The sequence below is a fragment of the Rhodococcus sp. OK519 genome (genome assembly GCF_003051005.1).
Lineage (GTDB): Bacteria > Actinomycetota > Actinomycetes > Mycobacteriales > Mycobacteriaceae > Prescottella.
In genome coordinates this window covers 22,929-48,674 of the sequence record NZ_QAOW01000005.1, presented here as the reverse complement: position 1 = coordinate 48,674, position 25,746 = coordinate 22,929, and the positions used below count along the sequence as shown (strand labels likewise).

Annotated in this window: 30 protein-coding genes; 11 read left to right on the top strand and 19 right to left on the bottom strand. The window is 68.0% G+C overall.

The window, feature by feature from the left end:
* Positions 1 to 143: 143 nt before the first annotated feature.
* The 6 genes from C8K36_RS14665 to C8K36_RS14640 form a co-directional block, all read right to left on the bottom strand.
* The gene (locus C8K36_RS14665; RefSeq protein ID WP_005513927.1) at positions 144 to 461 is read right to left on the bottom strand and encodes a DUF2469 domain-containing protein; all 318 of its coding nucleotides are present in this window, start codon (positions 459 to 461) and stop codon (positions 144 to 146) included.
* Between the two features lie 48 nt (positions 462 to 509).
* Complete coding sequence (locus C8K36_RS14660; protein ID WP_107985253.1) at positions 510 to 1,226, bottom strand: ribonuclease HII; 717 nt, start codon at positions 1,224 to 1,226, stop codon at positions 510 to 512.
* A complete protein-coding gene (gene lepB / locus C8K36_RS14655; RefSeq protein WP_181319564.1) occupies positions 1,223 to 2,023 on the bottom strand; it encodes a signal peptidase I in 801 nt (266 codons plus the stop codon). The genes C8K36_RS14660 and lepB overlap by 4 nt, the downstream gene beginning before the upstream one ends.
* 70 nt (positions 2,024 to 2,093) lie before the next feature.
* Positions 2,094 to 2,435, bottom strand: coding sequence for a 50S ribosomal protein L19 (gene rplS / locus C8K36_RS14650; RefSeq protein WP_107985252.1), 342 nt, complete (start codon positions 2,433 to 2,435; stop codon positions 2,094 to 2,096).
* A gap of 73 nt (positions 2,436 to 2,508) precedes the next feature.
* Complete coding sequence (locus C8K36_RS14645) at positions 2,509 to 3,393, bottom strand: hypothetical protein (RefSeq protein WP_107985509.1); 885 nt, start codon at positions 3,391 to 3,393, stop codon at positions 2,509 to 2,511.
* Positions 3,393 to 4,367 (bottom strand): formylglycine-generating enzyme family protein, encoded by a 975-nt coding sequence (locus tag C8K36_RS14640; protein WP_107985251.1) that lies wholly within the window; start codon positions 4,365 to 4,367, stop codon positions 3,393 to 3,395. Before C8K36_RS14640 ends, C8K36_RS14645 begins: the two co-directional genes overlap by 1 nt.
* Before the next feature lie 110 nt (positions 4,368 to 4,477).
* Between C8K36_RS14640 and C8K36_RS14635 the strand changes: the two genes are divergently transcribed.
* Positions 4,478 to 5,149 carry a GAP family protein gene (locus tag C8K36_RS14635; RefSeq protein WP_107985250.1) on the top strand — a complete coding sequence of 224 codons (672 nt, stop codon included), beginning with the start codon at positions 4,478 to 4,480 and terminating at the stop codon, positions 5,147 to 5,149.
* A gap of 45 nt (positions 5,150 to 5,194) precedes the next feature.
* Here the strand turns inward: C8K36_RS14635 and C8K36_RS14630 are convergent, their stop codons facing one another.
* The gene (locus C8K36_RS14630) at positions 5,195 to 7,549 is read right to left on the bottom strand and encodes a Tex family protein (RefSeq protein ID WP_107985249.1); all 2,355 of its coding nucleotides are present in this window, start codon (positions 7,547 to 7,549) and stop codon (positions 5,195 to 5,197) included.
* A gap of 40 nt (positions 7,550 to 7,589) precedes the next feature.
* Between C8K36_RS14630 and C8K36_RS14625 the strand changes: the two genes are divergently transcribed.
* The gene (locus tag C8K36_RS14625) at positions 7,590 to 8,564 is read left to right on the top strand and encodes a serine hydrolase (protein WP_107985248.1); all 975 of its coding nucleotides are present in this window, start codon (positions 7,590 to 7,592) and stop codon (positions 8,562 to 8,564) included.
* Here C8K36_RS14625 and C8K36_RS14620 read toward each other — a convergent pair.
* The 5 genes from C8K36_RS14620 to rpsP form a co-directional block, all read right to left on the bottom strand.
* Positions 8,561 to 9,934, bottom strand: coding sequence for a flavin monoamine oxidase family protein (locus C8K36_RS14620; protein ID WP_107985247.1), 1,374 nt, complete (start codon positions 9,932 to 9,934; stop codon positions 8,561 to 8,563). The two genes, C8K36_RS14625 and C8K36_RS14620, sit on opposite strands and share 4 nt — an antisense overlap.
* A gap of 67 nt (positions 9,935 to 10,001) precedes the next feature.
* Positions 10,002 to 10,700, bottom strand: a complete 699-nt coding sequence (gene trmD / locus C8K36_RS14615; protein ID WP_107985246.1) for a tRNA (guanosine(37)-N1)-methyltransferase TrmD — start codon at positions 10,698 to 10,700, stop codon at positions 10,002 to 10,004.
* Between the two features lie 10 nt (positions 10,701 to 10,710).
* On the bottom strand, positions 10,711 to 11,277 hold the full coding sequence (gene rimM / locus C8K36_RS14610; RefSeq protein ID WP_107985245.1) for a ribosome maturation factor RimM: 567 nt from the start codon (positions 11,275 to 11,277) through the stop codon (positions 10,711 to 10,713).
* Between the two features lie 6 nt (positions 11,278 to 11,283).
* A complete protein-coding gene (locus tag C8K36_RS14605; protein WP_003939023.1) occupies positions 11,284 to 11,526 on the bottom strand; it encodes an RNA-binding protein in 243 nt (80 codons plus the stop codon).
* Entirely contained in the window at positions 11,526 to 11,969 is a 444-nt protein-coding gene (gene rpsP, locus C8K36_RS14600; RefSeq protein WP_107985244.1) for a 30S ribosomal protein S16, read from the bottom strand. The genes C8K36_RS14605 and rpsP overlap by 1 nt, the downstream gene beginning before the upstream one ends.
* A gap of 265 nt (positions 11,970 to 12,234) precedes the next feature.
* Here rpsP and C8K36_RS14595 point away from each other — a divergent pair, with 265 nt between their 5' ends.
* Both C8K36_RS14595 and C8K36_RS14590 read left to right on the top strand, forming a co-directional pair.
* Positions 12,235 to 12,633, top strand: a complete 399-nt coding sequence (locus C8K36_RS14595; RefSeq protein WP_107985243.1) for a transcriptional regulator — start codon at positions 12,235 to 12,237, stop codon at positions 12,631 to 12,633.
* A complete protein-coding gene (locus C8K36_RS14590; protein ID WP_107985242.1) occupies positions 12,630 to 13,010 on the top strand; it encodes a DUF3817 domain-containing protein in 381 nt (126 codons plus the stop codon). The genes C8K36_RS14595 and C8K36_RS14590 overlap by 4 nt, the downstream gene beginning before the upstream one ends.
* A 74-nt stretch (positions 13,011 to 13,084) precedes the next feature.
* Here the strand turns inward: C8K36_RS14590 and rdgB are convergent, their stop codons facing one another.
* The 4 genes from rdgB to C8K36_RS14570 all read right to left on the bottom strand — a co-directional run bounded on the left by rdgB (position 13,085) and on the right by C8K36_RS14570 (position 16,009).
* Positions 13,085 to 13,702: an RdgB/HAM1 family non-canonical purine NTP pyrophosphatase gene (gene rdgB, locus C8K36_RS14585; RefSeq protein WP_181319563.1), complete on the bottom strand. Its 618-nt coding sequence runs from the start codon at positions 13,700 to 13,702 to the stop codon at positions 13,085 to 13,087.
* Complete coding sequence (gene rph / locus C8K36_RS14580; RefSeq protein WP_107985241.1) at positions 13,699 to 14,481, bottom strand: ribonuclease PH; 783 nt, start codon at positions 14,479 to 14,481, stop codon at positions 13,699 to 13,701. Before rph ends, rdgB begins: the two co-directional genes overlap by 4 nt.
* A gap of 58 nt (positions 14,482 to 14,539) precedes the next feature.
* Positions 14,540 to 15,298 (bottom strand): cyclic nucleotide-degrading phosphodiesterase, encoded by a 759-nt coding sequence (locus tag C8K36_RS14575; RefSeq protein ID WP_107985240.1) that lies wholly within the window; start codon positions 15,296 to 15,298, stop codon positions 14,540 to 14,542.
* 123 nt (positions 15,299 to 15,421) lie between these two features.
* Complete coding sequence (locus C8K36_RS14570) at positions 15,422 to 16,009, bottom strand: rhomboid family intramembrane serine protease (RefSeq protein ID WP_107985239.1); 588 nt, start codon at positions 16,007 to 16,009, stop codon at positions 15,422 to 15,424.
* A gap of 343 nt (positions 16,010 to 16,352) precedes the next feature.
* Here C8K36_RS14570 and C8K36_RS14565 point away from each other — a divergent pair, with 343 nt between their 5' ends.
* The 5 genes from C8K36_RS14565 to C8K36_RS14545 are packed head-to-tail and all read left to right on the top strand — an operon-like array spanning position 16,353 to position 21,641.
* Complete coding sequence (locus C8K36_RS14565; protein WP_107985238.1) at positions 16,353 to 17,939, top strand: ABC transporter substrate-binding protein; 1,587 nt, start codon at positions 16,353 to 16,355, stop codon at positions 17,937 to 17,939.
* A 46-nt stretch (positions 17,940 to 17,985) separates the two neighbouring features.
* Positions 17,986 to 18,927, top strand: a complete 942-nt coding sequence (locus tag C8K36_RS14560) for an ABC transporter permease (RefSeq protein WP_107985237.1) — start codon at positions 17,986 to 17,988, stop codon at positions 18,925 to 18,927.
* A complete protein-coding gene (locus tag C8K36_RS14555; protein WP_107985236.1) occupies positions 18,924 to 19,823 on the top strand; it encodes an ABC transporter permease in 900 nt (299 codons plus the stop codon). The genes C8K36_RS14560 and C8K36_RS14555 overlap by 4 nt, the downstream gene beginning before the upstream one ends.
* Positions 19,816 to 20,829: an ABC transporter ATP-binding protein gene (locus C8K36_RS14550; protein ID WP_107985235.1), complete on the top strand. Its 1,014-nt coding sequence runs from the start codon at positions 19,816 to 19,818 to the stop codon at positions 20,827 to 20,829. The genes C8K36_RS14555 and C8K36_RS14550 overlap by 8 nt, the downstream gene beginning before the upstream one ends.
* Positions 20,826 to 21,641: an ATP-binding cassette domain-containing protein gene (locus C8K36_RS14545; protein ID WP_107985234.1), complete on the top strand. Its 816-nt coding sequence runs from the start codon at positions 20,826 to 20,828 to the stop codon at positions 21,639 to 21,641. The genes C8K36_RS14550 and C8K36_RS14545 overlap by 4 nt, the downstream gene beginning before the upstream one ends.
* A 22-nt stretch (positions 21,642 to 21,663) precedes the next feature.
* On the opposite strand, the gene C8K36_RS14540 is transcribed toward C8K36_RS14545, so the two are convergent.
* From C8K36_RS14540 to clpS, 3 genes are read right to left on the bottom strand one after another with little or no spacing between them, the layout of a single operon-like run.
* Entirely contained in the window at positions 21,664 to 22,746 is a 1,083-nt protein-coding gene (locus C8K36_RS14540; RefSeq protein WP_107985233.1) for a P1 family peptidase, read from the bottom strand.
* Positions 22,743 to 23,318, bottom strand: a complete 576-nt coding sequence (locus C8K36_RS14535) for a DUF2017 domain-containing protein (protein WP_107985232.1) — start codon at positions 23,316 to 23,318, stop codon at positions 22,743 to 22,745. Before C8K36_RS14535 ends, C8K36_RS14540 begins: the two co-directional genes overlap by 4 nt.
* 48 nt (positions 23,319 to 23,366) lie before the next feature.
* Positions 23,367 to 23,723, bottom strand: coding sequence for an ATP-dependent Clp protease adapter ClpS (gene clpS, locus C8K36_RS14530; protein WP_107985231.1), 357 nt, complete (start codon positions 23,721 to 23,723; stop codon positions 23,367 to 23,369).
* Positions 23,724 to 23,793: 70 nt separating this feature from the next.
* On the opposite strand from clpS, the gene C8K36_RS14525 reads away from it, so the two are divergent.
* On the top strand, positions 23,794 to 25,152 hold the full coding sequence (locus C8K36_RS14525; protein ID WP_258195425.1) for a nicotinate phosphoribosyltransferase: 1,359 nt from the start codon (positions 23,794 to 23,796) through the stop codon (positions 25,150 to 25,152).
* Positions 25,149 to 25,736 (top strand): isochorismatase family protein, encoded by a 588-nt coding sequence (locus C8K36_RS14520; RefSeq protein WP_107985506.1) that lies wholly within the window; start codon positions 25,149 to 25,151, stop codon positions 25,734 to 25,736. Before C8K36_RS14525 ends, C8K36_RS14520 begins: the two co-directional genes overlap by 4 nt.
* Positions 25,737 to 25,746 lie beyond the last annotated feature (10 nt).

The window sequence follows — 25,746 nt, the reverse complement described above, 5'->3', positions numbered from 1 at the left end:
CCCCCACGATCACACACCGCCGGCTGCCCACCAGGGCAAACCAATTGCCCTGTGGATGAACCAGGACCTGTGGACCGACGACGGAGACGACGACGGGCCACGCACCCCGACTCCGGGATGCGTGGCCCGTCGAAAGCTGTCGCCTAGCCCAGCCCGTTGTCGGGCAGCCGCAGGTCCGACTTCTCCAGTTCCTCGATGTTCACGTCCTTGAACGTGATGACCCGCACGTACTTCACGAACCGAGCCGGCCGGTACATGTCCCACACCCACGCGTCGGACATCCGCACCTCGAAGTAGATCTCGCCGTCGGCGCTGTGCGGCAGCAGTTCCACGGAATTCGCGAGATAGAACCGGCGCTCGGTCTCCACGACGTACGAGAACTGCCCGACGATGTCCCGGTACTCGCGGTACAGCGACAGTTCCATCTCGGTTTCGTACTTCTCGAGATCCTCGGCACTCATCGGTCTCGACGTCCTCCTGCGTTGTTGTGAACAATCATCATCTCGTACCTACCCCGTGGCACCGAACCCGCGGCTCGCCGCGGACTCGTATGCGCGGCGCGCCGCCGAATCGTACGCGCGGCTCGCCGCGGCCACATTGGCGTAGGACATCCGGTGCTCCCGGCTCGGCCCCAACTCGTTCATGGCCGCTGTGTGCACCGCGGTGCCGTACCCCTTGTGTCCGGCGAAACCGTAGCCGGGCAGTTCGTCGTCGAGCGCCACCATCGTCCGGTCCCGGCTGACCTTCGCGAGGATGCTGGCCGCGGCGATGCACGCGGCTGCTCCGTCGCCGCCGATGACCGGCAGCGAGGGCGCCGAAAGCCCCGGCACCCGGAAGCCGTCGGTAAGCACGTAGCCCGGCGGGACGGACAGACCCGCCACAGCGCGGCGCATGCCCTCGATGTTCGCGACGTGCACGCCGATGCGGTCGATCTCCGCTGCGGGGATCGCAACGACGCTCCATGCGACCGCGAGGCGCTTGATCACCGGGAACAATTCGTCCCGGGTCTTCTCGGTGAGCTTCTTCGAGTCGTCGAGCCGGGCAAGCGCCGCATGCGGTTTGGGGCCGAGCACGCACGCCGCGACGACGAGTGGTCCGGCGCACGCACCGCGGCCGGCCTCGTCGACCCCGGCGACCGGGCCGAGCCCGCTCCGGACCAACGCAGACTCCATCGTCCGCAAGCCGGATGCTCTGCGAATGACGGTTCTCGGTGGCCAGGTACTCACTGCTGCTGGATGTCGGGGGACGGAATCGATCCCCAGCGGGACGGGGGCAGGACGATGAATGTCGCCTTGCCGATCACATTCTCCACCGGAATGGTGCCCTGCATCTCGTCGGAGACGTGGTATCGCGAATCCGCCGAGTTGCTGCGGTTGTCGCCCATCACCCACAGGTGCCCCTCGGGAACGGTGACGGGACCGAAGCAGCGTCCCGACTTGACCGCGGTATCGCACGTCTGCACGCCGGGAAGGAACGGGAAGTCCATCGTGATGTACGGCTCGTCGAGTGGCTTGCCGTCGACGAGGACGCGCCCCTGGTCGTCACAGCACTCGACGGTCTGCCCGCCCGTGGCGATGACCCGCTTGACGAGGTCGTTCTCGTCCGGTGGCACGAGGCCTACCAGCGAACCGACCTCCTGCAGTCCCCGAAGCACAACGTTGTCCGACCGAGTCGACGCGTACCCCTCGGACCACGACTCCGGCCCGCGGAAGACGACGACGTCGCCGGGTTCCGGGTCTCCGAAGCGGTAGCTGATCTTCTCGACGACGATGCGGTCGCCGGTGCATCCGGGACAACCGTGCAGCGTCGGTTCCATCGACTCGGACGGGATCAGGTAGACCCGCGCGATGAACGTCTGCAGCAGAAAGCTCAGCAGCAGCGCGACGACGATGAGAATGGGGATCTCGCGCCAGAACGACCTGGGCTTCTTTTCCTTGCCCTTGCGCCTGCGGGATCGGCCCCCGGTGTGCTCCTGATCATTCGCCTCCGGCGTCACGTCCGGATCCTGCGGTGCATCTGCCACTGAGACAGATTAGCCCGACACCGCGTGAAAACGGTGCCGGGCCAATCGAAGAAGCTCGGAGCGTCGAAGCTCAGCGCTTTTCCTTGATCTTCGCAGCCTTGCCGCGGAGGTCGCGCAGGTAGTACAGCTTGGCGCGACGGACGTCACCGCGGGTGAGGACCTCGACCTCGGCCAGGTTGGGGCTGTGGACCGGGAAGGTGCGCTCGACGCCGACGCCGAACGAGATCTTGCGGACGGTGAAGGTCTCGCGCACGCCGCCACCCTGGCGACGGATCACGACGCCCTTGAAGACCTGCACGCGCTCCTTCGAGCCCTCGATGACCTTGACGTGCACGTTCAGGGTGTCACCGGCGCGGAAATCCGGGATGTCGTTGCGGAGGGACTTGGCGTCCAGGAAATCCAAGGTGTTCATGGGTGTTCCATCCTTGCGTTTTCGCAGGAGCAGAGGAACCGAGCGGCGGTAGCTCGACTGGTTCGTGCTCAGTTCAAGTTGAGTCGCCCTCGCCGGGCAACCCGACCATTGTGCCAGACGGCCCGCCATGTGCGGAAATCGGTGCCGGAGCCGCTTGGACTATCCTCTCCAACTCGACTTCGGTCGCGGTCAGTGCGTGCTCCACACTCGGCTTGCCGGCGACGAGATCCTGCACGTAGATCTTCGCGCGGATCATCGGGCGACGGAATCGTTTCTCACGTTCGATCGCACGACGCATCCTGCGCGGCTTGCCGACGTAGCGCCACCGCGCCCACGGCGCTCCCGGTCGGCTCAGCCGGATCGCCCCGACGAGCAGGATCGGGAAGACGAACAGCCCCACCAGGCCGGTCCAGATCTTCCCCTTCAGGATGACGATCCCCGCGATCACCAGGTTCGCCAGTAGCAGGACGATGAGCGCCACCCGGACCGCGATGTGCCGGTCCTCGCGAAACTCGGTGATGTCGAGCAGTTCGAACGGCTGGAAGCCGAGCAGCAGCAATCCGGTCACCGCAAGGGCGACGAACACCGCGTCGACCGAGGCGCGGCCCTGGTCCGACCAGTACACGTCCTTGAGATAGAAGATCAGCGCGAACTCGTCGAGCACGAGGGCGGCCCCGATACCGAAGAACGTCGCCAGCACCGCGCCGGTGGCCTGCGTCGCCGTCTCGTACAGCGCGATCAGCCCGATGCCGGACGCGAACATCGTCACCACCCCGAACACGACGTGGTGGATGTGCTGACCGCCCGGCGTGATGTTGCCGGGCCACCAGCTCACCTCGGCCCGGATCATGCGCACGCTGAGCCGGATGAAGAGGAAGGCGAGCAGGAATCCGATCAGGAAGAAGAGCAGCGGAAGGCGACCGTTCGCGATGATCTCCCGGTCGAGCCAGTCCCGCATCAGGTCGGGCCCGGTCCGCGGACGATGCACCGGAAGCCGATATGGCAGGTCGACGTCTCCTCGGTCTCACCTTGCCGTGCGGCGGGCCGGTAGCGCAGGCAGTAGTTCGGCGCGCACAGGTGCGACCCGCCCTTGATGACGCGGCGCGGGTACGCCTCGCCGTCGCCCACCTCCGCCATCTCGACACGCGGGTTGCGCGGAATGCAGCACGACGACGCGGGCGCGACGTTCTTGCCCGACGCGCTGTGGTCAGCGGTGTGGAGGTCGGTGGTCCACTCCCACACGTTGCCCGCGACGTCCACGAGGCCGTAACCGTTGGGCCGGAACACACCGACCGGCGAGGTGCCGACGAAGCCGTCCTCGGCGAGGTTCTCCCACGGGAACTGACCCTGCCAGGTGTTCGCCTGGTGCCTGCCGCTCGGCGTGAAGTCGTCACCCCACGCGAACGTCTTGCGATCGAGGCCACCGCGGGCAGCGAACTCCCATTCGGCCTCGGTGGGCAGGGCCTTGCCCGCCCACGTCGCGTAGGCGAGAGCGTCCGAGTAGGAGACATGTGTGACGGGATGACGCTCACGGCCGCCGACGTTGCTGCCGGGGCCTTCCGGGTGTCGCCAGTCGGCGCCGGGCACCCACGACCACCACTGCTGGTAGTCGTCGAGCGACACCGGGTGGGTCGGCGGGGTGAAGACGAGCGATCCGGGGACCAGCAGCGCGGGATCCGCACCGGGGTAGTCGGCGGGGTCCGGCGCGATCTCCGCGGTCGTCACGTGCCCGGTGTCCTTCACGAAGCGCCGGAACTCGGCAACCGTCACCTGGTGGGTGTCCATCCAGAATCCGTCGACACCGACCTCGTGGACGGGACGTTCCTCGGGATAGAAGTCCTCGGACCCCATCCAGAACGTCCCTCCCGGAACCCACGCCATGTTCTTGGGCGCATTGGACGTCTCGGTGCCTGCGGATGCCATCGACTGCATGGCTCACGAGCATTCCACCTGCGCGAGCGTCGCGAAAGCCGGAGCGGCATCCGGCGTTTCACCCGCAACGGGTGGGGTCCCCGGACGGCATGTGCTGCCACCATCCGATCATGGGTACCACCATCGGGGATGTGCTCCCCCTCGCGATCGGCGTCGCGATCAGCCCCATTCCGATCATCGCGACGATCCTGATGCTGCTCACTCCCCGCGCCGGCAGCACCGCGACGGCGTTCCTCGCCGGGTGGGTGCTCGGAATCGCCGTCGGGTACGCGGTGTTGGTGGCGGTCGGCAGCGCGGTCGACCTGTCGTCGAGCTCGGACGGCAACGCGGTCACCGCGACCATCCGTCTCGTGCTCGGCCTGCTCCTGCTCGCACTCGCCGTCCAGCAGTGGCGCGGCCGGCCGGCACCGGGCGAGGAACCGACCATGCCGGCGTGGCTGGCCGCAATCGACAAGGTGACGCCGGCGAAAGCTCTCGCACTCGGGGTCGGGCTGTCGGCGATCAACCCGAAGAACCTGCTGATGATCGTCGGCGCCGCGGTCGCGGTCGCCCAACTCGGCGTCGGCGCGGGGACGATGGCCGTCGCGGGAATCGTGTTCACGATCCTCGCCGCCAGCACGGTCGCAATTCCGGTGATCGGCTACTTCACGATGCGCGAGCGGGCGACGTCGTGGTTGGAGGGCCTCAAAGTGTGGCTCACCGCCAACAACGTCGCGGTGATGGCGGTGCTCCTGCTCGTGATCGGCGTATCGCTGATCGGCAAGGGCATCGGCGGGTACTGACGGTGACAGGCGCCCGGGCCGATGGCCGGGACGCCTGTCGACGAGTCACTTTCCGAAGCCGGCCTTGCGAAGCGCGTCAGCCATCGAACCGCCGGCGGGGCTCTGCTCGGGCTTCCGGTCACGGCCCCGGCCATCCTGTCGCTGCTGCCCGCCCTGTCGCTGCTGTCCGCCCTGCCGCTGCTGTCCGCCACCCTGTCCGGTCGGTCGCGGTCCACGCGAACCCTGACCGCCGCGCGGGCCACTCGGCGCCCCCACCTCGTCGTCGAGACGCAGCGTCAGCCCGATGCGCTGACGTTCGACATCGACCTCGAGCACCTTGACCTTGACGACGTCGCCCGACTTGACGACCTCACGCGGGTCGCTGACGAAGGTGCGCGACATCGCGGACACGTGGACCAGGCCGTCCTGGTGGACACCGACATCGACGAAGGCACCGAATGCCGCGACGTTGGTGACGACACCTTCGAGCACCATGCCGGGCTTCAGGTGGGCCACCTTCTCGATGCCGGCCGCGAACGTGGCGGTCTTGAACTCGGGTCGCGGATCGCGGCCGGGCTTGTCGAGTTCGGCGATGATGTCGGTGACCGTCGGCAGACCGAACCGGTCGTCGGCGAATTCGGCGGGCCGCAGCTTCGACAGGACGGCCGTGTTGCCGATCAACTCCCCCACGCCCGCACCCGACGCCTGCACGATCCGGCGCACCACGGGGTACGCCTCGGGGTGCACGCTGGACGCGTCGAGCGGGTCGTCGCCGTTCGGGATCCGCAGGAAGCCCGCGCACTGCTCGAATGCCTTGGGCCCGAGCCGCGGGACGTCCTTGAGCCCCTTGCGGCTGCGGAACGGGCCGTTCTGGTCGCGGTAGGAGACGATGCTCTCGGCGAGCGACCCGGCGATGCCGGACACCCGCGCCAGCAGCGGCACCGACGCAGTGTTGACGTCGACGCCGACCGCGTTCACGGCGTCCTCGACGACCGCAGCGAGCGAACGCGCGAGCATCGTCTCGGACACGTCGTGCTGGTACTGCCCGACACCGATCGACTTGGGGTCGATCTTGACCAGCTCGGCGAGCGGATCCTGCAGGCGTCGTGCGATCGACACCGCACCGCGGATCGAGACGTCGAGATCCGGTAGTTCCTGCGACCCGTACGCCGACGCCGAATACACCGACGCGCCGGCCTCGGAGACGACGATCTTCGTGAGACCGGCGTCGGGGAACTTCGAGATCAGATCGGCCGCAAGCGCATCCGTCTCCCGGGAGGCGGTGCCGTTTCCGATCGCGATGAGCTCGACGCCGTGCTTGGCGGCGAGAGCCGCCAGCGTCGCGAGCGACTGGTCCCGCTTGTTGTGCGGCTGATGCGGGTAGATCGTGTCGTGTGCGACGACCTTGCCCGTCGCATCGACGACGGCGACCTTGGTGCCGGTGCGGAAGCCCGGGTCGAGTCCCATCGTGGCGCGGGTGCCGGCGGGCGCGGCCAGCAGCAGGTCCTTGAGGTTGGCTGCGAAGACGTCCACGGCGTCCTTCTCCGCGGACTGCCGCAACCGCATTCGGGTGTCGATGCCGAGGGTGACGAGCATCTTGGTCTTCCACGCCCAGCGCACGGTGTCGAGCAGCCAACGATCGGCCGCACGCCCCCGGTCGGCGATGTCGAACCGGCGCGCGATCCGACCCTCGTAGACGGTGCTCTCGCCCGGTTCCACCGGCTCGCGATCCGACGCGAGCGTGAGCGAGAGGACCTCCTCCTTCTCACCGCGGAACATCGCGAGGATGCGGTGTGAGGGGAGCTTCTCGAACGGCTCCGAGAACTCGAAGTAGTCGGCGAACTTGGCGCCCTCGGTCTCCTTGCCCTTCCGGACGGTCGATTCGACCTGGCCGCGGGTCCACATCAGCTCGCGCAGCTCACCGACCAGGTCGGCGTCCTCCGCGAACCGTTCGACGAGGATCGCTCGGGCGCCCTCGAGTTGCTCGGCCGTGTAGCCGGCGGGATCGACGGACGGGTCGCCGATGAGCGCGTCCGCGACCGGCTCGTGTCCGGCCTCCCGGGCGATCTGCGCCTTGGTGCGCCGCTTCGGCTTGTACGGCAGGTAGATGTCCTCGAGCCGGGCCTTGGTCTCGGCGAGCATGATTTGCTGCTCGAGCTGGGTGTCGAGCTTGTCCTGCGAGCGGATCGATTCCAGGATCGCGAGCCGGCGCTCGTCGAGCTCGCGCAGGTAGCGCAGACGTTCCTCGAGCTGGCGCAGCTGCGCGTCGTCGAGCCCGCCCGTGACCTCCTTGCGGTAGCGAGCGATGAACGGAACCGTGGCGCCGCCGTCGAGGAGGTCGACGGCCGCGGCGACCTGCCCTTCCCGTACGTCGAGCTCGTCGGCGATGCGCTGGTTCACAGATTTGAGAGCAGTCGTCACGGCGATCGACCCTACCGCTAGCCTGATCTGGTCGCCGGTAATGAGGCTGGCGAACGATGTGGTGGAGGATCCGGTGGCCGGACGCGCGCGACGACTCGTCGTCGCCTGCCTCGCCGCCACCGCGCTCGCAGCCTGCGCGACACCGTCCGACGACGGGACGACCGCCGACAGTCGGCGCCAGAACGCCGCCACCGACGTCGGGGTCGACGCCGTGCCGGTCACATTCGAGGGCCGGATCACCCAGGCCGTCGTCGACGCCACCGAACGCGGCGCGGACGTGACGATCGCGCTGCTCGACCGGCGTGACGGCCATTATGAGTCCTTCGCCGACGCCACCCCGTTCCCGACGGCTTCGGTCGCGAAACTCTTCATCGCCGACGACCTCCTCTTTCGCGAGACGACCGCGAAACTGGAACTCACCGACGACGAGCACGCCCTGGTGGCCCGCATGCTCGAGAACTCCGACGACGACGCGGCCAACGAACTGTGGAACGAGTACGGCACTTCCGACATCGTGCTCGACGTCGTATCCCGGTACGAGCTTCCCGACACTGCAGTCCCGTACGACGACAACTGGTGGAACACGACGACGACCGGCCACGATCTGGTCGACTACTACGCGGCCGTGCTCGACGGCCGCGGCGGCCTCGATCCGACGCACCGCGACGAACTGCTGGGATATCTGCACAAGTCCAGTCCGACCGCCGCGGACGGCTACGACCAGACCTTCGGCCTACCCGCCGGCTTACCCGGAGAGGCCGGCATCGCGGTCAAGCAGGGCTGGATGTGCTGCATCGACGACCTGTGGACGCACGTGTCGACCGGGGTGATCGGACCCGGCGACCGCTACGTGCTGGTGCTCGTGTCCCGGGAAGCGCTCGACTACGGGGACGCCGACACCGACTACCCGGACACCTCGATCACCGCGGCCGTCGACGACGCCAGTGCCTTGCATGCGCGGGAGACGATCACCGACATCGTGCGAACAGTGTTCCCGGACGGGCGGATCGGCTAACCGCGGTCGACGCCGACGAGGGCGTCCGCGGCGATCACCTCACGCGCGGCACGCTCCCCCGACCGCACCGCGCCGTCGACCCACCCGCACATCACCGCGGAGCTTTCGGTGCCCGCCCAGTGGACGCGCCCGCACGATTCCCGCAGGGCCGCACCGAATTCGGTGAGTACTCCGGTGGGCGCGTGACTCAGCATCCCGCCACCCGAGTAGCGCTCGCCGGTCCAGTCCTGCTCGACGTAGTCGACGGGCGCGGCGGCCGACGCCCCGAATCTCTCCGTCAGCTCCGACAGCACGGCACCGCGGCGATCGGTCGCGGTCATCCGGCCGAGGGCGCGGGCGGCCGGACCCTCGACGATGACACACAGAACGCCGGGGGTGAGTGCGTCGGTGCTCGCATCGATGGTGACCATCGCGGCCGAACCGGGCGCGGCCGATTGGCCGGACAACCCGTCCGCCCGCCAGAACGGTTCGTCGTAGACGACGGCGATCTTGAGGATCGCGCCGCTCGGCATCCGCTGGTGCAACATCGAACGATCGACCGGGAGCATGGGCTCGTACCGAATCTGGGAGGCCGTCGCGAGCGGCACGGTGACCACGGCGCGGCGTGCCCGCACCGTCGACTGGTCGGTGCACACAGTCACCCCCTCGGCATCCTGCTCGATGACCCGCACCGGCTGCGAAAGATGCAGGGATCGACCGACTTCCACCGCCATCGGTTCGTAGATCGCCCGCATTCCGCCGACGGGCCGGGCGTCCTGCGCGGCGTCCTTCACCCCCAGCACGAAACCGGGACCGCCCCCGGAGGCCATCTGATAAAGGACGAACAGGAACGACACCTCCGACGCCGCCGACGTGTAGCAGCCGGCGATCGCCATCTCGAGCAGTTCCCGGGCCGGCTTCGACAGAACGTTGTCGTCGAGCCACTTCGCGAGGCTGATCCGGTCCCACTCGGCGGCACGCTTGGCCTCCCATGGCGCGTCCAGCGGAATCGTCTTGCACAGTTCGCCCAGCTCGAGGAACACCGTCCCCAGGTTCGCGACGGCCCACGGGCTCATCGTCATCGGGATCGTGCCCTGGTAGCGGTACTGCTTGCCATCGACGACCATCATCGCGGCGCCGTCCGTGTACTGCTTGTAAGAGGGAACCCCGAACTCGGACATCAGGGCTTGGATGCGATCCTGGCCCGGACCGATCCACGCCCCACCGCGGTCGATCCACAGTCCGCCCCCGCGAACCTCGGTGAAGGTGCGTCCGCCGATCCGATCCCGCGCCTCGAGTACGACGACGGAACGGCCGGCCTGTTTCAGGCGCAGCGCTGCGGTCAACCCCGCGAACCCTGCTCCTACGACGCAATAGTCGACATCAGTCATCGCCGGTCACCTCGAGTTCCTGCCTACTCGCGGACCACGCGGCGGGTCAAGGAAGTCTGGTCACCGATCAGGAAAGGAGATCGGGCCGACGCTCCGCTGTGCGCTGTAGGGACTGGGCACGCCGCCAGGCCGCGACCTTCGCGTGATCCCCCGACAGGAGGACCGGCGGGACGTCCAGTCCACGCCAACTGACCGGACGCGTGTAGCTGGGGCCCTCGAGGAGCCCGTCGGAGAACGAATCCTCCTCATGGGACTGCTGATTGCCGAGGACGCCCGGCAGGAGGCGCACGACGGCCTCGACCATGACGAGGACCGCGGCCTCGCCGCCGATGAGGACGTAGTCGCCGATGGAGACTTCCTCGACGCGCACGCGGCGAGCCGCGTCGTCGAACACACGCTGGTCGATGCCCTCGTATCGGCCGCAAGCGAACACCAGGTGCTTCTCCTGCGCCCACCGGTGCGCGGTGGCCTGAGTGAACGGGACTCCGGCGGGGGTAGGAACGACGAGTAGCGCCTCGGAGTCGGGTTCGCCGGTCTCGTCGGTGAGAACCTCGTCGAGAGCGTCGCCCCACACGGTCGGCTTCATGACCATCCCGGGGCCGCCCCCGTACGGCGAATCGTCCACGGCCTTGTGTACGTCGTGGGTCCAGCGTCGCAGATCGTGGACACCGACGGAGATGAGTCCCTTGTCGATCGCCTTACCGAGCAGAGCGGCGCGAAGCGGCTCGAGGTACTCGGGGAAGATCGTGACTACGTCCAGACGCACGGCGGTTCGGTCACTCCTCGTTGCGGCTGTCGCCGAAGTCCGGGTCCAGCAGGCCTTCCGGCGGATCGATCTCGATGACGCCGTCAGCCACCGAGACCCTCGGCACGATGGCCGTGACGAACGGCACCAACAGCTCGCCGGATGTCTCGCCCTCACGGCGAATGGACAGCAGTTCTCCTGCAGCGGAATGCAATACCTCGATCACCGTGCCGATGGGAGTACCGGCGTCGGGGCGTCCAGCGGCGATCCGCACGGCCAGACCCTCGAGCTCGTGATCGTAGAACTCGTCCGGATCGTCGGACGGTGTGAGATCTGCGGTGTCGATCACGAACAGCGTGCCGCGCAGGTTGTCCGCGGCGGAGCGATCGGCTACGCCCTCGAGGCGCAGCAGAAGCCGCCCGGAATGATCCCGGGCGGCTTCCACCGTGTACGTGTGCAGCTTGCTCTCGCGCGGCTTGCGACCACGCAGTTCGGCACCGACGACGAAACGATCCTCGGGTTCGTCAGTGCGAACCTCTACGACCAGTTCGCCCTTGATGCCGTGCGCCTTGGCGATGCGGCCTACAACGAGTTCCACTGCGTCCTACTGATCGGTGTCGACGACGTCGACGCGGATTCCACGGCCACCGATACCGGAGACCAGGGTCCGCAGGGCGGTCGCGGTACGACCACCGCGACCGATCACCTTACCGAGATCGTCGGGGTGCACATGCACCTCGACGGTGCGTCCCCGACGCCCCGTGATCAGCTCGACGCGAACGTCGTCGGGGTTGGCGACGATCCCACGGACGAGATGCTCGACGGCATCGGCGACAACGGCGCTCATTACTCGGCAGCCTCGGTGGACTCGGCGGCAGGAGCCTCAGCCTCTGCGTCCTTGGCGGCCTTCTTCTTCTTGGGGGTGATGGCCTCGGCGGCCGGCTCGTTCTCGGCCTGCGCCAGCGCAGCCTGGAACAGCTCCAGCTTGGACGGCTTGGCTTCCTTGACGCGCAGGGTGCCCTCGGTGCCCGGCAGGCCCTTGAACTTCTGCCAGTCACCGGTGATCTTCAGCAGGTTCTCGACCGGCTCGGTCGGCTGCGCGCCGACACTCAGCCAGTACTGAGCGCGCTCGGAATCGATCTCGATCAGCGAGGGCTCTTCCTTGGGGTGGTACTTGCCGATGGTCTCGATCGCACGGCCGTTACGACGGGTGCGAGAGTCGGCGATGACGATCCGGTACTGCGGGTTGCGGATCTTGCCGAGGCGGGTGAGCTTGATCTTGACAGCCATGAGCTGCGGTTCTCCTTCAGCGCGCACACGAGTGCGCACGTGTCACGTGCAATTCAGCGACCCACCAGGGTGGTGAGTCCGGTTTTGCCACTTTCCTGTGACCGTCGCGCGGTACGGAACCGGATGCGACGAACAGCGGTTCATTCTGCCAGACGACCCGCACGGAACGAAACGCAGCCCGGACAGTCGCTGCGTCGCAGCTCAGGTGACCAGAACCACCCGGCACCCCTACAGGGAGGCTCCCCACCTCGGGTACCGTCGAAGTGTGGCCCGAACCCGTCGAAAGAGCCGACCAGCCCTGATTCTGCTGGTCGTCGTTGCATCCCTCGGATGCCTGGGGCTCGGCTGGTGGCAGTGGATGCGTTTCGAAGCCGTCGGCGGCACCGGACAGAACCTGGGCTACGCCTTCCAGTGGCCGCTTTTCGCGGCGTTCGTGGTGTATGCGTATCGGCGGTTCGTGCAGCTCGAGGACGGTGACGACGAGGGCGCCGCCACTGCGAAGGACGACGAGCCCACCGATGTCCCCGAGGGGCTGCTGCCGACGCGGACGAACACGACGCCCACGTCCGCAGACCTGGACGACCCCGAGGCTCGGCAGATGCTCGAGTACAACGATTATCTCGCCGAGCTCTCCGCTCGCGAGCCCGATAGGAGCGACAAGTGAGCGGCGGCCCCAGCGAGACCACCCCACAGCAGACCGCGACCGCGGCGGCACCGACGCAGCAGGACAACAAGAAGATCGCATCCGCGCTGCTTCGCTACCGCGTTCTCGCGTACGCGACCGGCATCTGGCTCCTGGTGCTCACCGCCGAGATGGTCGCCAAGTACATCTTCAGCGTCGACAACCTCCCCGCCTGGATCGCGATCGTCCACGGCTGGGTCTACTTCGTGTACCTGATCCTCACCATCGACCTCGCGGTCAAGGTGCGCTGGCCCGCGGGCCGCACCATCGGCACGCTCCTCGCCGGCACCATCCCCTTCCTGTCGTTCTTCGTCGAACACTGGCGCACCCAGCAGGTCAAGAAGGACTTCGGCGTCTGAGCGGCTCACCCGCACCGACCCACAACGAAGGGCCCGTCCACGGACGGGCCCTTCGTCTGTTTCCAGAGGTCCGGCTAGCGGCGTGCCAGCGCCGCCAGTGCGGGCACCAACTGGGCCAGCGCGCGACCACGGTGCGACGCGGCGTCCTTCTCCTGCGGCGAAAGCTGCGCCGATGTCCGCTGCTCGCCCTCGGGCTCGAAGACGGGGTCGTAGCCGAACCCGTTCTCGCCGCGTGGCTCACGAACGATCCTGCCGCGCCATTCCCCACGCACCACGACGGGGTCCTGTCCGGGGATCGCGAGCGCGCATGCCGACACGAACGCCGCACCGCGACGCTCGTCCGGCACGTCCGAGAGCTGACCGAGCAGCAGCGCCGTGTTGGCGGCATCGTCGCCGTGCCCACCGCTCCAGCGCGCCGACAGCACGCCCGGCATCGCGTTGAGCGCATCGACCTCGAGACCGGAATCGTCGGCGACGCAGGGCAGTCCGGTGGCCGCAGCGCCGTCGACGGCCTTCACGATCGCGTTGGCCTCGAACGTTGCACCGGTCTCCGGGGTCTCGGGGAATGCGGGCACCTCGTCGAGGCCGATCACCTCGAGTCCGTCGATACCGGCGGCGGCCAGGACGCGGCGGAGCTCACCGAGCTTCTTGGCGTTGCGGCTGGCTACAAGGACTCTGCGGATCTCGCTCAACTGCCGAACGCCTTCTTCTTCGGCTCGGGCGACTCGGGCAGCACGCCCGGATATGGCTCGGCCAGCGCAGCCTGCTGGATCGCGAACAGCTCTTCGCAGCCGGCGAGCGCCGAGTCGAGCAGCTTGTCGAGGGTGGTTCGCGGGAAGGTCGCGCCCTCGCCGGTGCCCTGGATCTCGACGAGCGTGCCCGTGTCCGTCGCGACGACGTTCATGTCGACCTCGGCGCGCGAGTCCTCCTCGTACGGCAGGTCCAGACGAACACGGCCGTCGACGACACCGACGCTGACCGCGGCGATCGCGCACGAGATGGGCTGCGGGTCGGCCAGACGGCCCGCTGCGCGCAGGTAGGCCACCGCGTCGACGAGCGCGACGTAGGCGCCGGTGATCGCCGCGGTGCGGGTACCACCGTCGGCCTGCAATACGTCGCAGTCGATCGCGATGGTGTTCTCGCCGATCGCGGCGAGGTCGATGCATGCGCGGAGCGACCGGCCGACCAGCCGGCTGATCTCCTGCGTGCGGCCGCCGACCTTGCCCTTGACCGACTCGCGGCCGCTGCGGGTGTGGGTCGCGGCGGGCAGCATCGCGTACTCGGCGGTGAGCCAGCCGAGTCCGGAGCCCTTACGCCAGCGCGGCACACCCTGCTCGACGCTCGCGGTGCACATCACCCGGGTGTTGCCGAACTCGACCAGCACCGAACCCGCGGGATGGTTGGTGAAACCGCGCGTGATGCGAACCTCGCGGAGCTCGTCGTCCGTCCTACCGTCTTCTCGTGTCGTCACGTTCGAAGAGCCTAGTCGTCACACGGGACAGCGAGTCCTCGGTGTCGAGCGGGTGGTGTCAGACGGTGTAGACATCCCCGGCGGATACCGCGTGCACGGGGCCCGAGAATTCCGCCTTCGCCTCCGCGATCACATCCTCGCGGGACGTCCACGGCGGGATGTGGGTGAGGAGCAGTTCGCCCACCCCGGCGCGTGTCGCGACCCGGCCGGCCTCGGTGCCGGACAGGTGGATGCCCTCGGGTCGGTCCACGCTGTGTGTCCACGACGCTTCCGACAGAAGCACGTCCGCGCCGCGGGCGAGGTCGACGACGGCGTCGCACATGCCGGTATCGCCCGTGTACGCGAGCACGCGGCCGGTCTGGCTGGTGACGCGGAAGCCGTAGGACTCCGGCGGATGGTTCACACGGTAGGCCTGGACCGTGAGTTCGCCGATCGCGGCGACGTGCCCGTCCGACCAGCTACGCAGGTCGATGGTGTCGGAGATGTCGTCGAGTTCCCCGCCGCACTCGGCGGATGCGACCCCGATGCGGCACGCACTGTCCGTCGGTCCGTAGACGAGGGCACGCCCGCTGGGCGGTTTCGGGTGGTAGCGCCGCCACACCAGCAGACCGGGCATGTCGAGGCAGTGATCCGCGTGGAGGTGTGAGAGCAGGATCGTGGCCTCGCCGGGATCAGCATGCTTCTGCAGGGCGCCGAGCACGCCGGGTCCGAAATCCATGACGACCGGCGGGGTGCCCGGAGCAGTCAACAAGTAACCCGAAGCAGCCGAGTCGGGTCCGGAGACGCTGCCCGAACATCCCAGGACCGTAATGCGCATGCAAACTATGCTGCCACGACGACCGCGCTCTCAAAAAGCTTCGGGCCGTTTCGGTGGCGTCAACTCACATCCGACGCCGGATTGTGATGCGCCGATACCGCCGCGAACGGTGTGACGATCGAGTCAGCGAAGCGGTCGCGTCGTCCCGATGGAACCGATCGTCGGCGACGCCGAATCGCCCTTCCGCCGGGTGTCGGCCGACAGCACCCAGGCTGCCGCGACACCACCGATCGCCCCGAACAGGTGGCCCTGCCACGAGATCCCGTACTGCCCGGGCAGCACGCCCCACAGCATGCCGCCGTAGACGAACAGCACCACGACGCCGAGCACGATCTGCCCGAAACTACGCGTGAAGATGCCCTGCACCAGCAGGAACGTGAGCCAGCCGAAGATCAGGACGGACGCACCGGCGTGCGCCCCGACGCCACCGGTCAACCACGTGCCGACGCCGCCGATCACCCAGATGATGCCGGTCGCCGCGAGCCCCCGGCCGATGCCCGACATCAGCACCAGGAACCCGAGAATCAGGAACGGCACCGTGTTGGCCAGCAGGTGTCCCCACCCGAAATGCAGCACGGGCGCGAACAGGATTCCCCACAACCCGTCGAGGGTGCGGGGTTCGATCCCCCACTGGTCCAACGGATTGTCTCGGGCGATCGTGTCGAACGCCTCGAGGACGTACAGAACAACCGCGAACCCGCCGATAGTCATCGCGGCCCGCTGCCACAGAGGGCGCGGCGCGCTCGGTATCACCGCGGATCGATTCCCTGCGCTGTCCACTGGCCAACTCCTCCGATGCGCGTCCGACGTCACATCGAGCCTACCGATCGATGCGGCGGTATCGATCGACGAATGCCCGTGTGGCGCAACCCACCCGCCAAACCCAATCAACCGATCAATCCCCAGCCAATCAATTGATTGACAGCAACAGCGGTGCCGCCTATGTTGTGATCCGCGTCATACAGAACGCAGCAGAGCCGGCGATCCGAATAGGCCACGCCCGGTGTATTTCTCGCTGCCCCATTCCCTACTCACACCTGTCAGGGGTAGAAGCATGACTCAGCGCAGGCACCGAGCTCGACGCCTCCTGGCCGTCGCACTCGCCGGTACGGCCATGACGGCCACAGCGTGCGGCAGCGGCAGTTCCTCCGCCACGAGCGGGTCCACCACGGCCGGGAGCGGAGAGTACGACCGAACCGCGGCACTCACGGTGTCCGTGCCGTCTCCCTCGACGATCCTCGACCCGGCACTGCAGAACAACATCGGGCAGAACGTGTACACGTTCCTGATCTACGACGCCCTCACCCAGCTCGACGCCGATTACAACGTCAAACCCATGCTCGCGACCGCATGGACGTTCGCGCCGGACGGATCCTCGCTGGACCTCACGCTGCGCGACGACGTGAAGTTCCACGACGGAACGGTGTTCGACGCCGGTGCCGTCAAGACAAACATCGAGCGCGGCAAGTCGATGCCCGGCAGCACGATCGCTGCGCAGCTCGCACCGATCACCGCCGTCGACGTCGTCAGCCCCACTGCGGTGCGGTTGATGCTCGAACCCGGCCAGGGCGCGTCGTTGCCGGCCCAGTTCGCGCTGAATGCGGGCATGATGGTGAGCCCGAAGGCACTGACCGAGCGTGCGTCCGAACTGGCCACGAACCCGGGCACCGCCGGATCGGGCGCGTACCTGCCGACCAAGGTCAACCCCGGCGTCCAGGTCGACTTCGAGAAGGCCGCCGACTACTGGGATCAGGACGCCGGCTTCCTGCAGAGCATGAAGATCCAGTACAGCGCGGACACCGCCGCCCGGCTCAACGGCGTCCGGACCGGCGCCCTCGACCTGGCGCAGATCGCCGGCTCCACGCCCGTGCAGGAGGCGAAGGCGCTCGTCACCCAGGGTGCGATCGCGGGCGACACCGTCCCCCAGCTCTCGATCCAGGGGCTGCTGTTCAATTCGGCCCGCGGAGATCTCACCAAACCCGAGGTGCGTCAGGCGATCGGGCACGCGATCGACAAGGACGCCCTCGTCAAGGGGCTCTTCTCGGGCAATGCGCGTGTGGCCGATCAGTTCTATCCGGAGGGATTCTGGGCCCACAGCGACAGCCTGGCGAATCCGTACCTGTTCGATGCCGCCAAGGCGAAAGATCTCGTGGCTCGCGCGGGAGGAGCGGCCGTGACGATCAGTGCCGCGGCCGGGTCCACCAACCAGGTGGTTGCCGAGGCCGTTCAGGCGCAACTCGAGGCAGTCGGGATCGACGCGACCGTCGAGATGCTGCCGCAGGCCCAGATCGACGGCGCTTTCATGGCCGGAGACCTGCAATCTCAGGCCAACAGTGTTCAGCCGCAGCCAGATCCGGCAGGAACAGTGACCAACTATGTGACCGCGGGCTACAAGATCGCGGCCGGCAACGACACGGTTCAGGCACTCTCCCGGGACGCCGCCGACCCGCGTAAATCCGAGGCCGAGCGCGCCGCGCTGTACGACCAGATCTGGCAGATTCTGGCCGACGACGCGAACTGGGTGCCGATTCTGCGCAGCGAGCAGGTCTGGGCGAAGTCGAAGAGCGTCACCAACGTCGACACGCTGCCGTGGATCCGATCCGGGTTCCCGAACCTGCGGACCCTCGCGGTCGTCGGCTGACCGTCGCCATCGCACCGCCCGTCCACTTCTGAAGGGAGAACACACGTTGCTCCGGTTCGCAGCACGTCGCCTTCTGATGGCGATTCCCCTGCTCTTGGTCGTCTCGTTCGTGGTCTTCGTCCTGATCGATCTTGCACCCGGCGATCCGGCCGTCACCTTGGCCGGCGAGAATCCCACGCCGGCGCAGGTCGAGCAGATCCGCGAGCAACTCCGCCTCGACGACTCCTTGCCCGAGCGATACGCGTCGTGGTTGGCCCACGCCGTACAGGGTGATCTCGGTCAGTCGTTCGTCAACGGACAGTCGGTCGCCGAGATGGTGGGCGACCGACTGTCCGTGACGATGTCGCTCGTACTGGTGGCCATGATCCTCACGCTCGTCATCGGCCCGCTGGCGGGACTCGCCGCCGCCGCACGCCCGGGGGCGTGGGTGGACCGGGTGATCACCGCCCTCGCCTCGGCCGCGATCGCGGTGCCGCCCTTCTGGCTCGGTTTGATACTGGTCGTGGTCCTGGCCGTCAATCTGGGCTGGTTGCCGGCGCTGGGCTACGAACCACTCGCCGACGGGTTCGGGCCGTGGATCTCACACCTCATACTCCCCGCGATCGCCCTGGCGATGCTGCCGATGGCGGAGGTGGCCCTGCAATTGAAGACCTCCCTCGCGGACGTGCTCGGCCGCGATTACATCCTCAACGCGGAAGCCAAGGGACTCAGCGTCACCCAGGTCAGGATCAAGCATGCAGCGAAGAACGCCGCGGTGCCCGTCGTCACAGTCCTCGGTTCTCGCTTCGCTCAAATGATCGGCGGCACGGTCGCGATCGAAACGGTATTCGGGCTGGCAGGTCTGGGCACCCTGGCAGTCAACAGCGTCCTCGGCCGGGACATCCCGGTGCTTCTCGGCCTGGTCGTACTCACCACCGCGATCGTGCTCGTCGTCAATCTGCTCGTCGACATTTCCTACGGCTACTTCAACCCGAAGGTGCGCGCATGACAACCGTTCACGAAGCCCCGGCCACCCCGATCGTCCGGCGCCGCGCCGGTCCGGTGCGTGCCTTCGTCGCGGCGTTCACGTCCCGCCGACTTGCCGTTGTCGCGTCGGCATTCCTGCTCCTGTTGGGTGCCGTCGCCGTGTTCGCGCCCGCGCTCGCGCCCTTCTCCCCCGATGCTCAGGACCTCCTGGGGCGGCTGCAATCACCGAACGGAACCCACTGGCTCGGCACCGACGATTTCGGTCGAGATGTTTTGAGCCGTTTGATCTTCGGCGCCCAGGTATCGTTGCGCGCCGCCGCGATCGCGGTGTGCGTCGGGCTTGTCCTCGGCCTGCCGGCGGGCGTGTTCGCGGGGTTCCGCGGCGGTCGAATCGACACGTTCCTGGCACGGGCGTACGACGGTTTGATGAGCGTGCCCGGGCTGATCCTCGCACTGACGCTCGTCGCGATCCTCGGCCCAGGACTGACCAATGCGATGATCGCGGTCGGTGTAATTCTCGCGCCCCCGTTCTTCCGGGTCGCGCGCGCCGCAACCCAGGATGTCCGTCAGGAGACCTACATCGAGGCTGCGACGGCGCTGGGCTGCTCGGGTCCCCGCACCGTCCTCCGGCACATTCTGCCGAACGTCCTGCCGTCTGTGATCGTCCAGATGTCGGTCGCCCTGGGTATCGGAGTGAGCGCGGAGGCCAGCCTCAGCTTCCTCGGCCTGGGCGTCCAACCACCCACGGCCAGTTGGGGTTCGATGCTGACGACGGCCAGCCAAACCATCTCGGTCGCCCCCTACCTGGTGTGGCCACCGGGAGTGATGATCTTCCTCACCGTTCTCGCGTTCGCGTTCGTCGGCGAGGGTCTGCAAGCGGCGCTCGGCCGCCGGAGATCAGGAGGTTCACATGCGTGACGTACCGACCGCGCAACCGCTACTCGAGGTTCGCGGTCTCACGGTCGAGTTCGACCAGAGCGGCCGTTGGGTGCCTGCCGTCCAGGACGTGTCGCTGGAGGTCGGGCGCGGGGAGACGGTGGCCCTCGTCGGCGAATCCGGTTCGGGAAAAACTGTCACGGCGATGGCGGTCCTCGGACTCACCGAACGACGTGGGGGCCGAATAGCGGGCGGGTCGATCCGACTCGACGGCCGCGAGCTGGTGGGTCTGCCCGAGCGGGAGCTGCGCGCGGTCCGAGGTAATCACGTCGGCATGATCTTTCAGCAGCCGATCCGCAGCCTCAACCCGGCGTACACGGTGGGCGAACAGATCGCCGAGAACGTTCGGGCGCACCTCGGGCTGGGGCGAAAGGCCGCGTGGGCCCGCGCCGTCGAGATGCTCGAGATGGTGCACATCCCCGACGCCGCCCGGCGCGCACAGGAATATCCGCACACGTTCAGTGGCGGTATGGCCCAGCGGATCATGATCGCCTCTGCGGTGGCGTGCGACCCACAGATGATCATCGCCGATGAACCTACGACGGCGCTCGATGTGACGGTCCAGGCTCGCATTCTGCAGTTGCTCCGCGAGATCCAGGAACGGACCGGCGTTTCGGTCCTGTTCATCAGCCACGATCTGGGCGTGGTCGCCGAAATCGCGGACCGGGTCGTCGTGATGTACGCCGGCGAGGTCGCCGAGCAGGGAACGTGCGAGGAGGTGTTCTTCGATCCACTCCACCCGTACACCTCCGGACTGCTGGGATCGATCCCAGCAGTCGGCAACGGGCGGCTCCTGCGCACGATCGCGGGACGGATTCCCGCGCCCGGTGAATGGTCGGAGGGCTGCCGGTTCGAGGCCCGCTGCCCGCACGCGCTCGCCGGTGTCTGTGATGCCCGACATCCGGCGACGGCGGCACGTGCCGACGGCCGGGCCGTGCGGTGCTCGCGAGTACAGGAACTGGTATTGGAAGGGGTGGTCCGCCCGTGACCGCACTGTTGGAAGTCACAGGCCTGCGGAAATCGTTCGGCGGACGTCGTGGATTGGTCGGGACTCGCAAGGCCGCCGCACCTGCCGTTCACGACGTCGCGTTCACGATCGAGGCCGGGCGCTCACTCGCACTCGTCGGCGAATCGGGGGCCGGCAAGTCGACCGTCGGCCGACTGGTCCTGCGTCTCATCGAACCCGATGCAGGCACGATTCGGTTCGACGGCGTGGACGTCCGTGCGTTGGGAAGCCGCGAGCTTCGTGGACTCCGACGCCGCATGCAGATGATCTTCCAAGACCCTTTCAGTGCCCTCGATCCGCGGATGAGCATCGCCGAGGCCGTCGCCGAGCCCCTGGCCATTCATCAGCGATTGGGCCGGGCCGATCGGGATCGGCGCGCCGCCGCGCTCCTCGACAGGGTCGGGATCGGCGGGCGTTATCTGGAGCGGTTCCCCGCGGAACTCTCCGGCGGCCAGTTGCAGCGGGTGGCGATCGCTCGGGCGCTCACCGTCGAACCCGCGCTGATCGTGTGTGACGAACCGGTCGCCGCACTCGACGTTTCGGTGCAGGCGCAGGTGCTCAACTTGATGCAGGAACTGCAGGACGAACTCGGACTGTCCTACCTGTTCATCACCCACGACCTGGCGCTCGTCGAGGTGATCGCGGACCGCGTCGCCGTCATGTCGGCGGGCACGATCGTCGAGGAGGGCCCCGTGAACGACGTCTTTGCGAATCCGCGCCAGGAGTACACCCGGCAACTGCTCTCCGCGATTCCGATTCCCGTCCCGCGGTCGTCGCGGATCTCGACGGCCTGATCCCGTCTGCGTTCGGATCTCCTCAGGAACCGAACGCCGACGGGAACACGTCCCGGTAGCTGGGGATTCCGGCGACGGTGGTGGCGGCGAGGATCGCATCGACGATCGCTCGTTCGACGCACTGCGCGGCCGCGGTGCACACCGCGTCGAGGATCGGCAGTTCCGCGGGGAAGGCTGCAGGGACGCCGTCCGGCAACGGGGTCTCGTGCGTACCGGTCGCGAGCGCGAAGATCGTGTCGCCGTCCAGCGGAGAGTGCGCGGGCCGGATCGCACGCGCCATGCCGTCGTGCCCGGCGACCGCGACCCGACGGCAGGACGCCTTCGACAGTTTTGCGTCGGTGGCGACCACGCCGATCGTGGTGTTGAGCACCGTGGCCTTCTCCGCGAGGGCGTTCGCCGCCGCGAGTTCCTCGGACGAGGGCAATCTCATGCCGCGCCTTTCGGCGTCCGCGAGCGACAGACCCCATGGCAGACCCGTCTCGGGATCCCACACGGAACCGACCGGATTGGCGACCATGAGCGCCGACACCGTGATGCCGTGGGCCGGGCCACCTTCGATGACCGCGCTCGCGGTGCCGACACCGCCCTTCAGCACCCCGGCACGCGCGCCGGTGCCCCCACCGACGCAACCCGTCGCGACTGTCGTGGACGCGCGGTCCGCAGCGCGGTAGCCGAATTCCGCAGTCGGCCGGATGCGCCAGTCGCCGACCGGCAGGTCGAAGACGACCGCTCCGGGCACGATCGGGACCACCTGTCCGGGCGCCCCCATCGGGATGCCGTAGTCGTGTTCCTCGAGCCACCGCATGACACCGTCGGCCGCGGCCAGACCGTACGCGCTACCGCCCGACAGCAGCACCGCATGCACCTGCTGCACGGAATGGCTGGGGTCGAGCAGGTCGGTCTCCCGGGTACCCGGGCCGCCGCCGCGCACGTCGACACCGGCCGTCGCGCCCGACGGCGCGAGGACGACGGTGCAGCCCGATGCCGCTCCGTCGCCGAGAGTCGCGTCCGCGTCGAGCACGTAATCGTGGCCGACGAGGACCCCCTCGACGTCGCACAGCGAATCCGTCGGTCCGATCCGGACCGACGTACCGGGCGCCGTCACGAAACCAATGCCTGCACGAGGGAGTCCTGCATCCACGTCAGCCAGTGGTAGACGTCGTAGTGCGGGGCTCGCGGATCCTCCGGATCCACCTCGTCGGGAGTGTCGGCGTCGATACCGAGGTTCGTGCCGAGCGCGAGGCGCACGTCGTTGAGCCCGGACAGCCAGGCGTCCGCCTGCTCGGGCGTGAGGACGACCTTCCCGCCCTCGGCGGGCACGGTCTGCAGGATGACCGATCCCGCCGCGAGCTTGTCGTCGATGATGTCGGGCTCGTGGAGGCTGCGGAGCGCCCCGTTGACGTTGCCCCGTTCCGTGTCGTTGTCCGGCTTGTCAGGGTCGGCGCGTTGGAAGTCCGGAAGCAACCGAGCGAGAACGTCGTCCGAGGGCGCCTCGGAGTTACCGGTCCGCAGGCCGGTGAGGGCGGCGAGTTCGTCGGTCGGCGCCGATGCCGCACGCTCCTCGAGGAGTCCGGACACCGAGGTCACCAGGGACCTCAGCACCGCCGCCTCGTGCGCGTCCAACTCCGAACGCAGCTTCAGGCCGCCGAGTGAGTTCTTCCTGGTCCAAGTCCGCACGTCTGTACCCGGGATCCTTACGGTCGAGAGAGGTCGATGGATGGAGGTCTAGCTGCTGTCGCGCTGCATCGTTGCCCACAGGCCGGCCGCATGCAGCTTCCGCACGTCGCCCTCGACCTTATCGCGAGAACCGCTGGATACGACCGCTTTGCCCTCTTTGTGAACCTGCATCATCAGATCCGTCGCCTTCGCTTTGCTGTAGCCGAAAAGCTTCTGAAAGATGTACGTCACGTAGTGCATGAGATTGACCGGGTCGTCCCAGACGACGGTCACCCACGGACGGTCCTGCGCCTCGGCCGTCTCCTCGATCTCCGCCTCCGCGGGCGAGACCTGGGGTGCCGCAGCGGGCATCTTGCCGACAGGGACTGCGGTCGGGAGAGTCGTCATTGTGGAACACGGCGCCATGCGTCCAGGGTACGGCGTGGTCATCGAACCCGACACCCGCGCCCGACGCCCGAATCGTAGAGTTGGCCACGTGGCAACCGTTCCCGCGCTCGGCGGGCCCAGCACTGCGCTCCTGACCGACCAATACGAGTTGACGATGATCGAAGCGGCGCTCGCGGACGGCTCCGCACACCGGCGCTGCAGCTTCGAGGTGTTCGCCCGCCGACTACCCGACGGACGCCGGTACGGTGTGGTCGCCGGCATGGGGCGCATCGCGGACGCGTTGTCGCGCTTCCACTTCGGCGAAGCGGAGCTCTCGGTCGTCTCCCACTTCCTGAACGACGCGACGGTGCGCTGGCTGCGGGACTTCCGTTTCACGGGCGACATCGACGGTTATCGCGAAGGCGATCTCTACTTCCCCGGCTCCCCGATCCTGTCGGTGCGGGGGACATTCGCCGAATGTGTCCTACTCGAGACGCTCGTGTTGTCGATCCTCAACCACGACAGTGCGATCGCCTCGGCCGCGGCGCGCATGGTCAGCGCCGGTGGCGGACGTCGGATGATCGAGATGGGCTCGCGACGGGCGCACGAGGAATCCGCGGTGGCGTGCGCCCGCGCGGCGTACCTCGCGGGGTTCGACGCCACCTCGAACCTCGAGGCTGTGCGCCGGCACGGCGTCCCGGGCGCGGGCACGAGCGCACACGCCTTCACGCTGCTGCACACGAAGGACGGCGTCCCCGACGAGGTGGCCGCGTTCCGATCTCAGGTCGCAGCGCTCGGGGTCGCCACGACGCTGCTCGTGGACACGTACGACATCACCCGCGGCGTAGAGAACGCGGTGGCCGCGGCCGGCACCGACCTCGGCGGCGTGCGGATCGACTCGGGCGATCTGGGAGTGCTCGCGCGGCAGGTACGCGAGCAGTTGGACGGTCTCGGAGCGACGGGAACCAGGATCGTCGTGTCGGGAGACCTCGACGAGTATGCGATCGCCGCCCTGCGTGCCGAGCCCGTCGACGTGTACGGCGTCGGGACGTCGCTGGTGACGGGATCCGGCGCCCCCACCGCGGGCATGGTCTACAAGCTCGTCGAGGTCGACGGCGTCCCGGTCGAGAAGCGCAGCAGCCACAAGCAGTCACGCGGTGGCACCAAGCGCGCGGTGCGCCTGAGTCGGCCGTCGGGCACCGTTGTCGAGGAAGTGCTGTACCGGGCGGGCGCGCCGGCCCCGGAGATGGGCGAACTCGAGGCGCGAGAGTTGCTGATGCCGATGGTGCGCGGAGGCGACGTCGCCGACAACCTGCCGACGCTGGCCGACAGTCGCGCCTTCCTCGCCCGCAATCTCGTGAGCCTGCCGTGGGAGGGTCTCAAGCTCTCGCACGGCGATCCGGCCGTGCCGACTCGATTCGTTGCATCGGCCGAACCCACGACCAGCGGAGAGGGGTGGCCACCGTGACCGGACGTGCACTGATCGTCACCGACGTCCAGAACGACTTCTGCGAGGGCGGATCGCTCGCCGTGGCGGGTGGCGCGACGGTCGCCGCCGAGATCAACGCACTCCTGTCCGGGCAGGGGTATGTGGCGATCGTCGCCACGCGGGATCACCACGTCGATCCCGGCACCCACTTCTCCGACGACCCGGACTACGTCGACACCTGGCCGCCGCACTGCGTGGCCGGGACACCGGGGGCCGAGTTCCACCCGGCGCTCGACACCGAGCCCATCGAGGAGATGTTCTCGAAAGGTGAGTACAGCGCCGCCTACTCGGGCTTCGAGGGCACGTCCCGGTCGGGCGAGCCCCTCGCCGACTGGCTGCGCCGACGCGACATCGACGCCGTCGACGTGGTCGGCATCGCGACCGACCACTGCGTGCGGGCGACCGCCCTCGACGCCACCGGCGAGGGCTTCCGCACACGGGTGCTGCTCCCCTTCACCGCGGGCGTCTCCCCCGTCACCGTGGCGGCCGCGCTCACGGAACTCGACGCGGCCGGTGTCGAGCTGGTGGGTGGAGTTTCCGGCCGGTCCGACGACGAGCATTGACCCCTCACGC

Excerpts from the sequence above, each read along its gene's own strand:
- rpsP (WP_107985244.1), bottom strand. The coding sequence starts at position 11,969 with ATGGCTGTCAAGATCAAGCTCACCCGCCTCGGCAAGATCCGCAACCCG.
- C8K36_RS14665 (WP_005513927.1), bottom strand. The coding sequence starts at position 461 with ATGAGTGCCGAGGATCTCGAGAAGTACGAAACCGAGATGGAACTGTCG.
- clpS (WP_107985231.1), bottom strand. The coding sequence starts at position 23,723 with ATGGCGCCGTGTTCCACAATGACGACTCTCCCGACCGCAGTCCCTGTC.
- C8K36_RS14565 (WP_107985238.1), top strand. The coding sequence starts at position 16,353 with ATGACTCAGCGCAGGCACCGAGCTCGACGCCTCCTGGCCGTCGCACTC.
- C8K36_RS14645 (WP_107985509.1), bottom strand. The coding sequence starts at position 3,393 with ATGCGGGACTGGCTCGACCGGGAGATCATCGCGAACGGTCGCCTTCCG.
- C8K36_RS14550 (WP_107985235.1), top strand. The coding sequence starts at position 19,816 with ATGCGTGACGTACCGACCGCGCAACCGCTACTCGAGGTTCGCGGTCTC.
- C8K36_RS14620 (WP_107985247.1), bottom strand. The coding sequence starts at position 9,934 with ATGACTGATGTCGACTATTGCGTCGTAGGAGCAGGGTTCGCGGGGTTG.
- C8K36_RS14605 (WP_003939023.1), bottom strand. The coding sequence starts at position 11,526 with ATGAGCGCCGTTGTCGCCGATGCCGTCGAGCATCTCGTCCGTGGGATC.
- C8K36_RS14625 (WP_107985248.1), top strand. The coding sequence starts at position 7,590 with ATGAGGCTGGCGAACGATGTGGTGGAGGATCCGGTGGCCGGACGCGCG.
- C8K36_RS14555 (WP_107985236.1), top strand. The coding sequence starts at position 18,924 with ATGACAACCGTTCACGAAGCCCCGGCCACCCCGATCGTCCGGCGCCGC.
- C8K36_RS14575 (WP_107985240.1), bottom strand. The coding sequence starts at position 15,298 with ATGCGCATTACGGTCCTGGGATGTTCGGGCAGCGTCTCCGGACCCGAC.
- C8K36_RS14570 (WP_107985239.1), bottom strand. The coding sequence starts at position 16,009 with ATGACTATCGGCGGGTTCGCGGTTGTTCTGTACGTCCTCGAGGCGTTC.
- rplS (WP_107985252.1), bottom strand. The coding sequence starts at position 2,435 with ATGAACACCTTGGATTTCCTGGACGCCAAGTCCCTCCGCAACGACATC.
- C8K36_RS14635 (WP_107985250.1), top strand. The coding sequence starts at position 4,478 with ATGGGTACCACCATCGGGGATGTGCTCCCCCTCGCGATCGGCGTCGCG.
- C8K36_RS14640 (WP_107985251.1), bottom strand. The coding sequence starts at position 4,367 with ATGCAGTCGATGGCATCCGCAGGCACCGAGACGTCCAATGCGCCCAAG.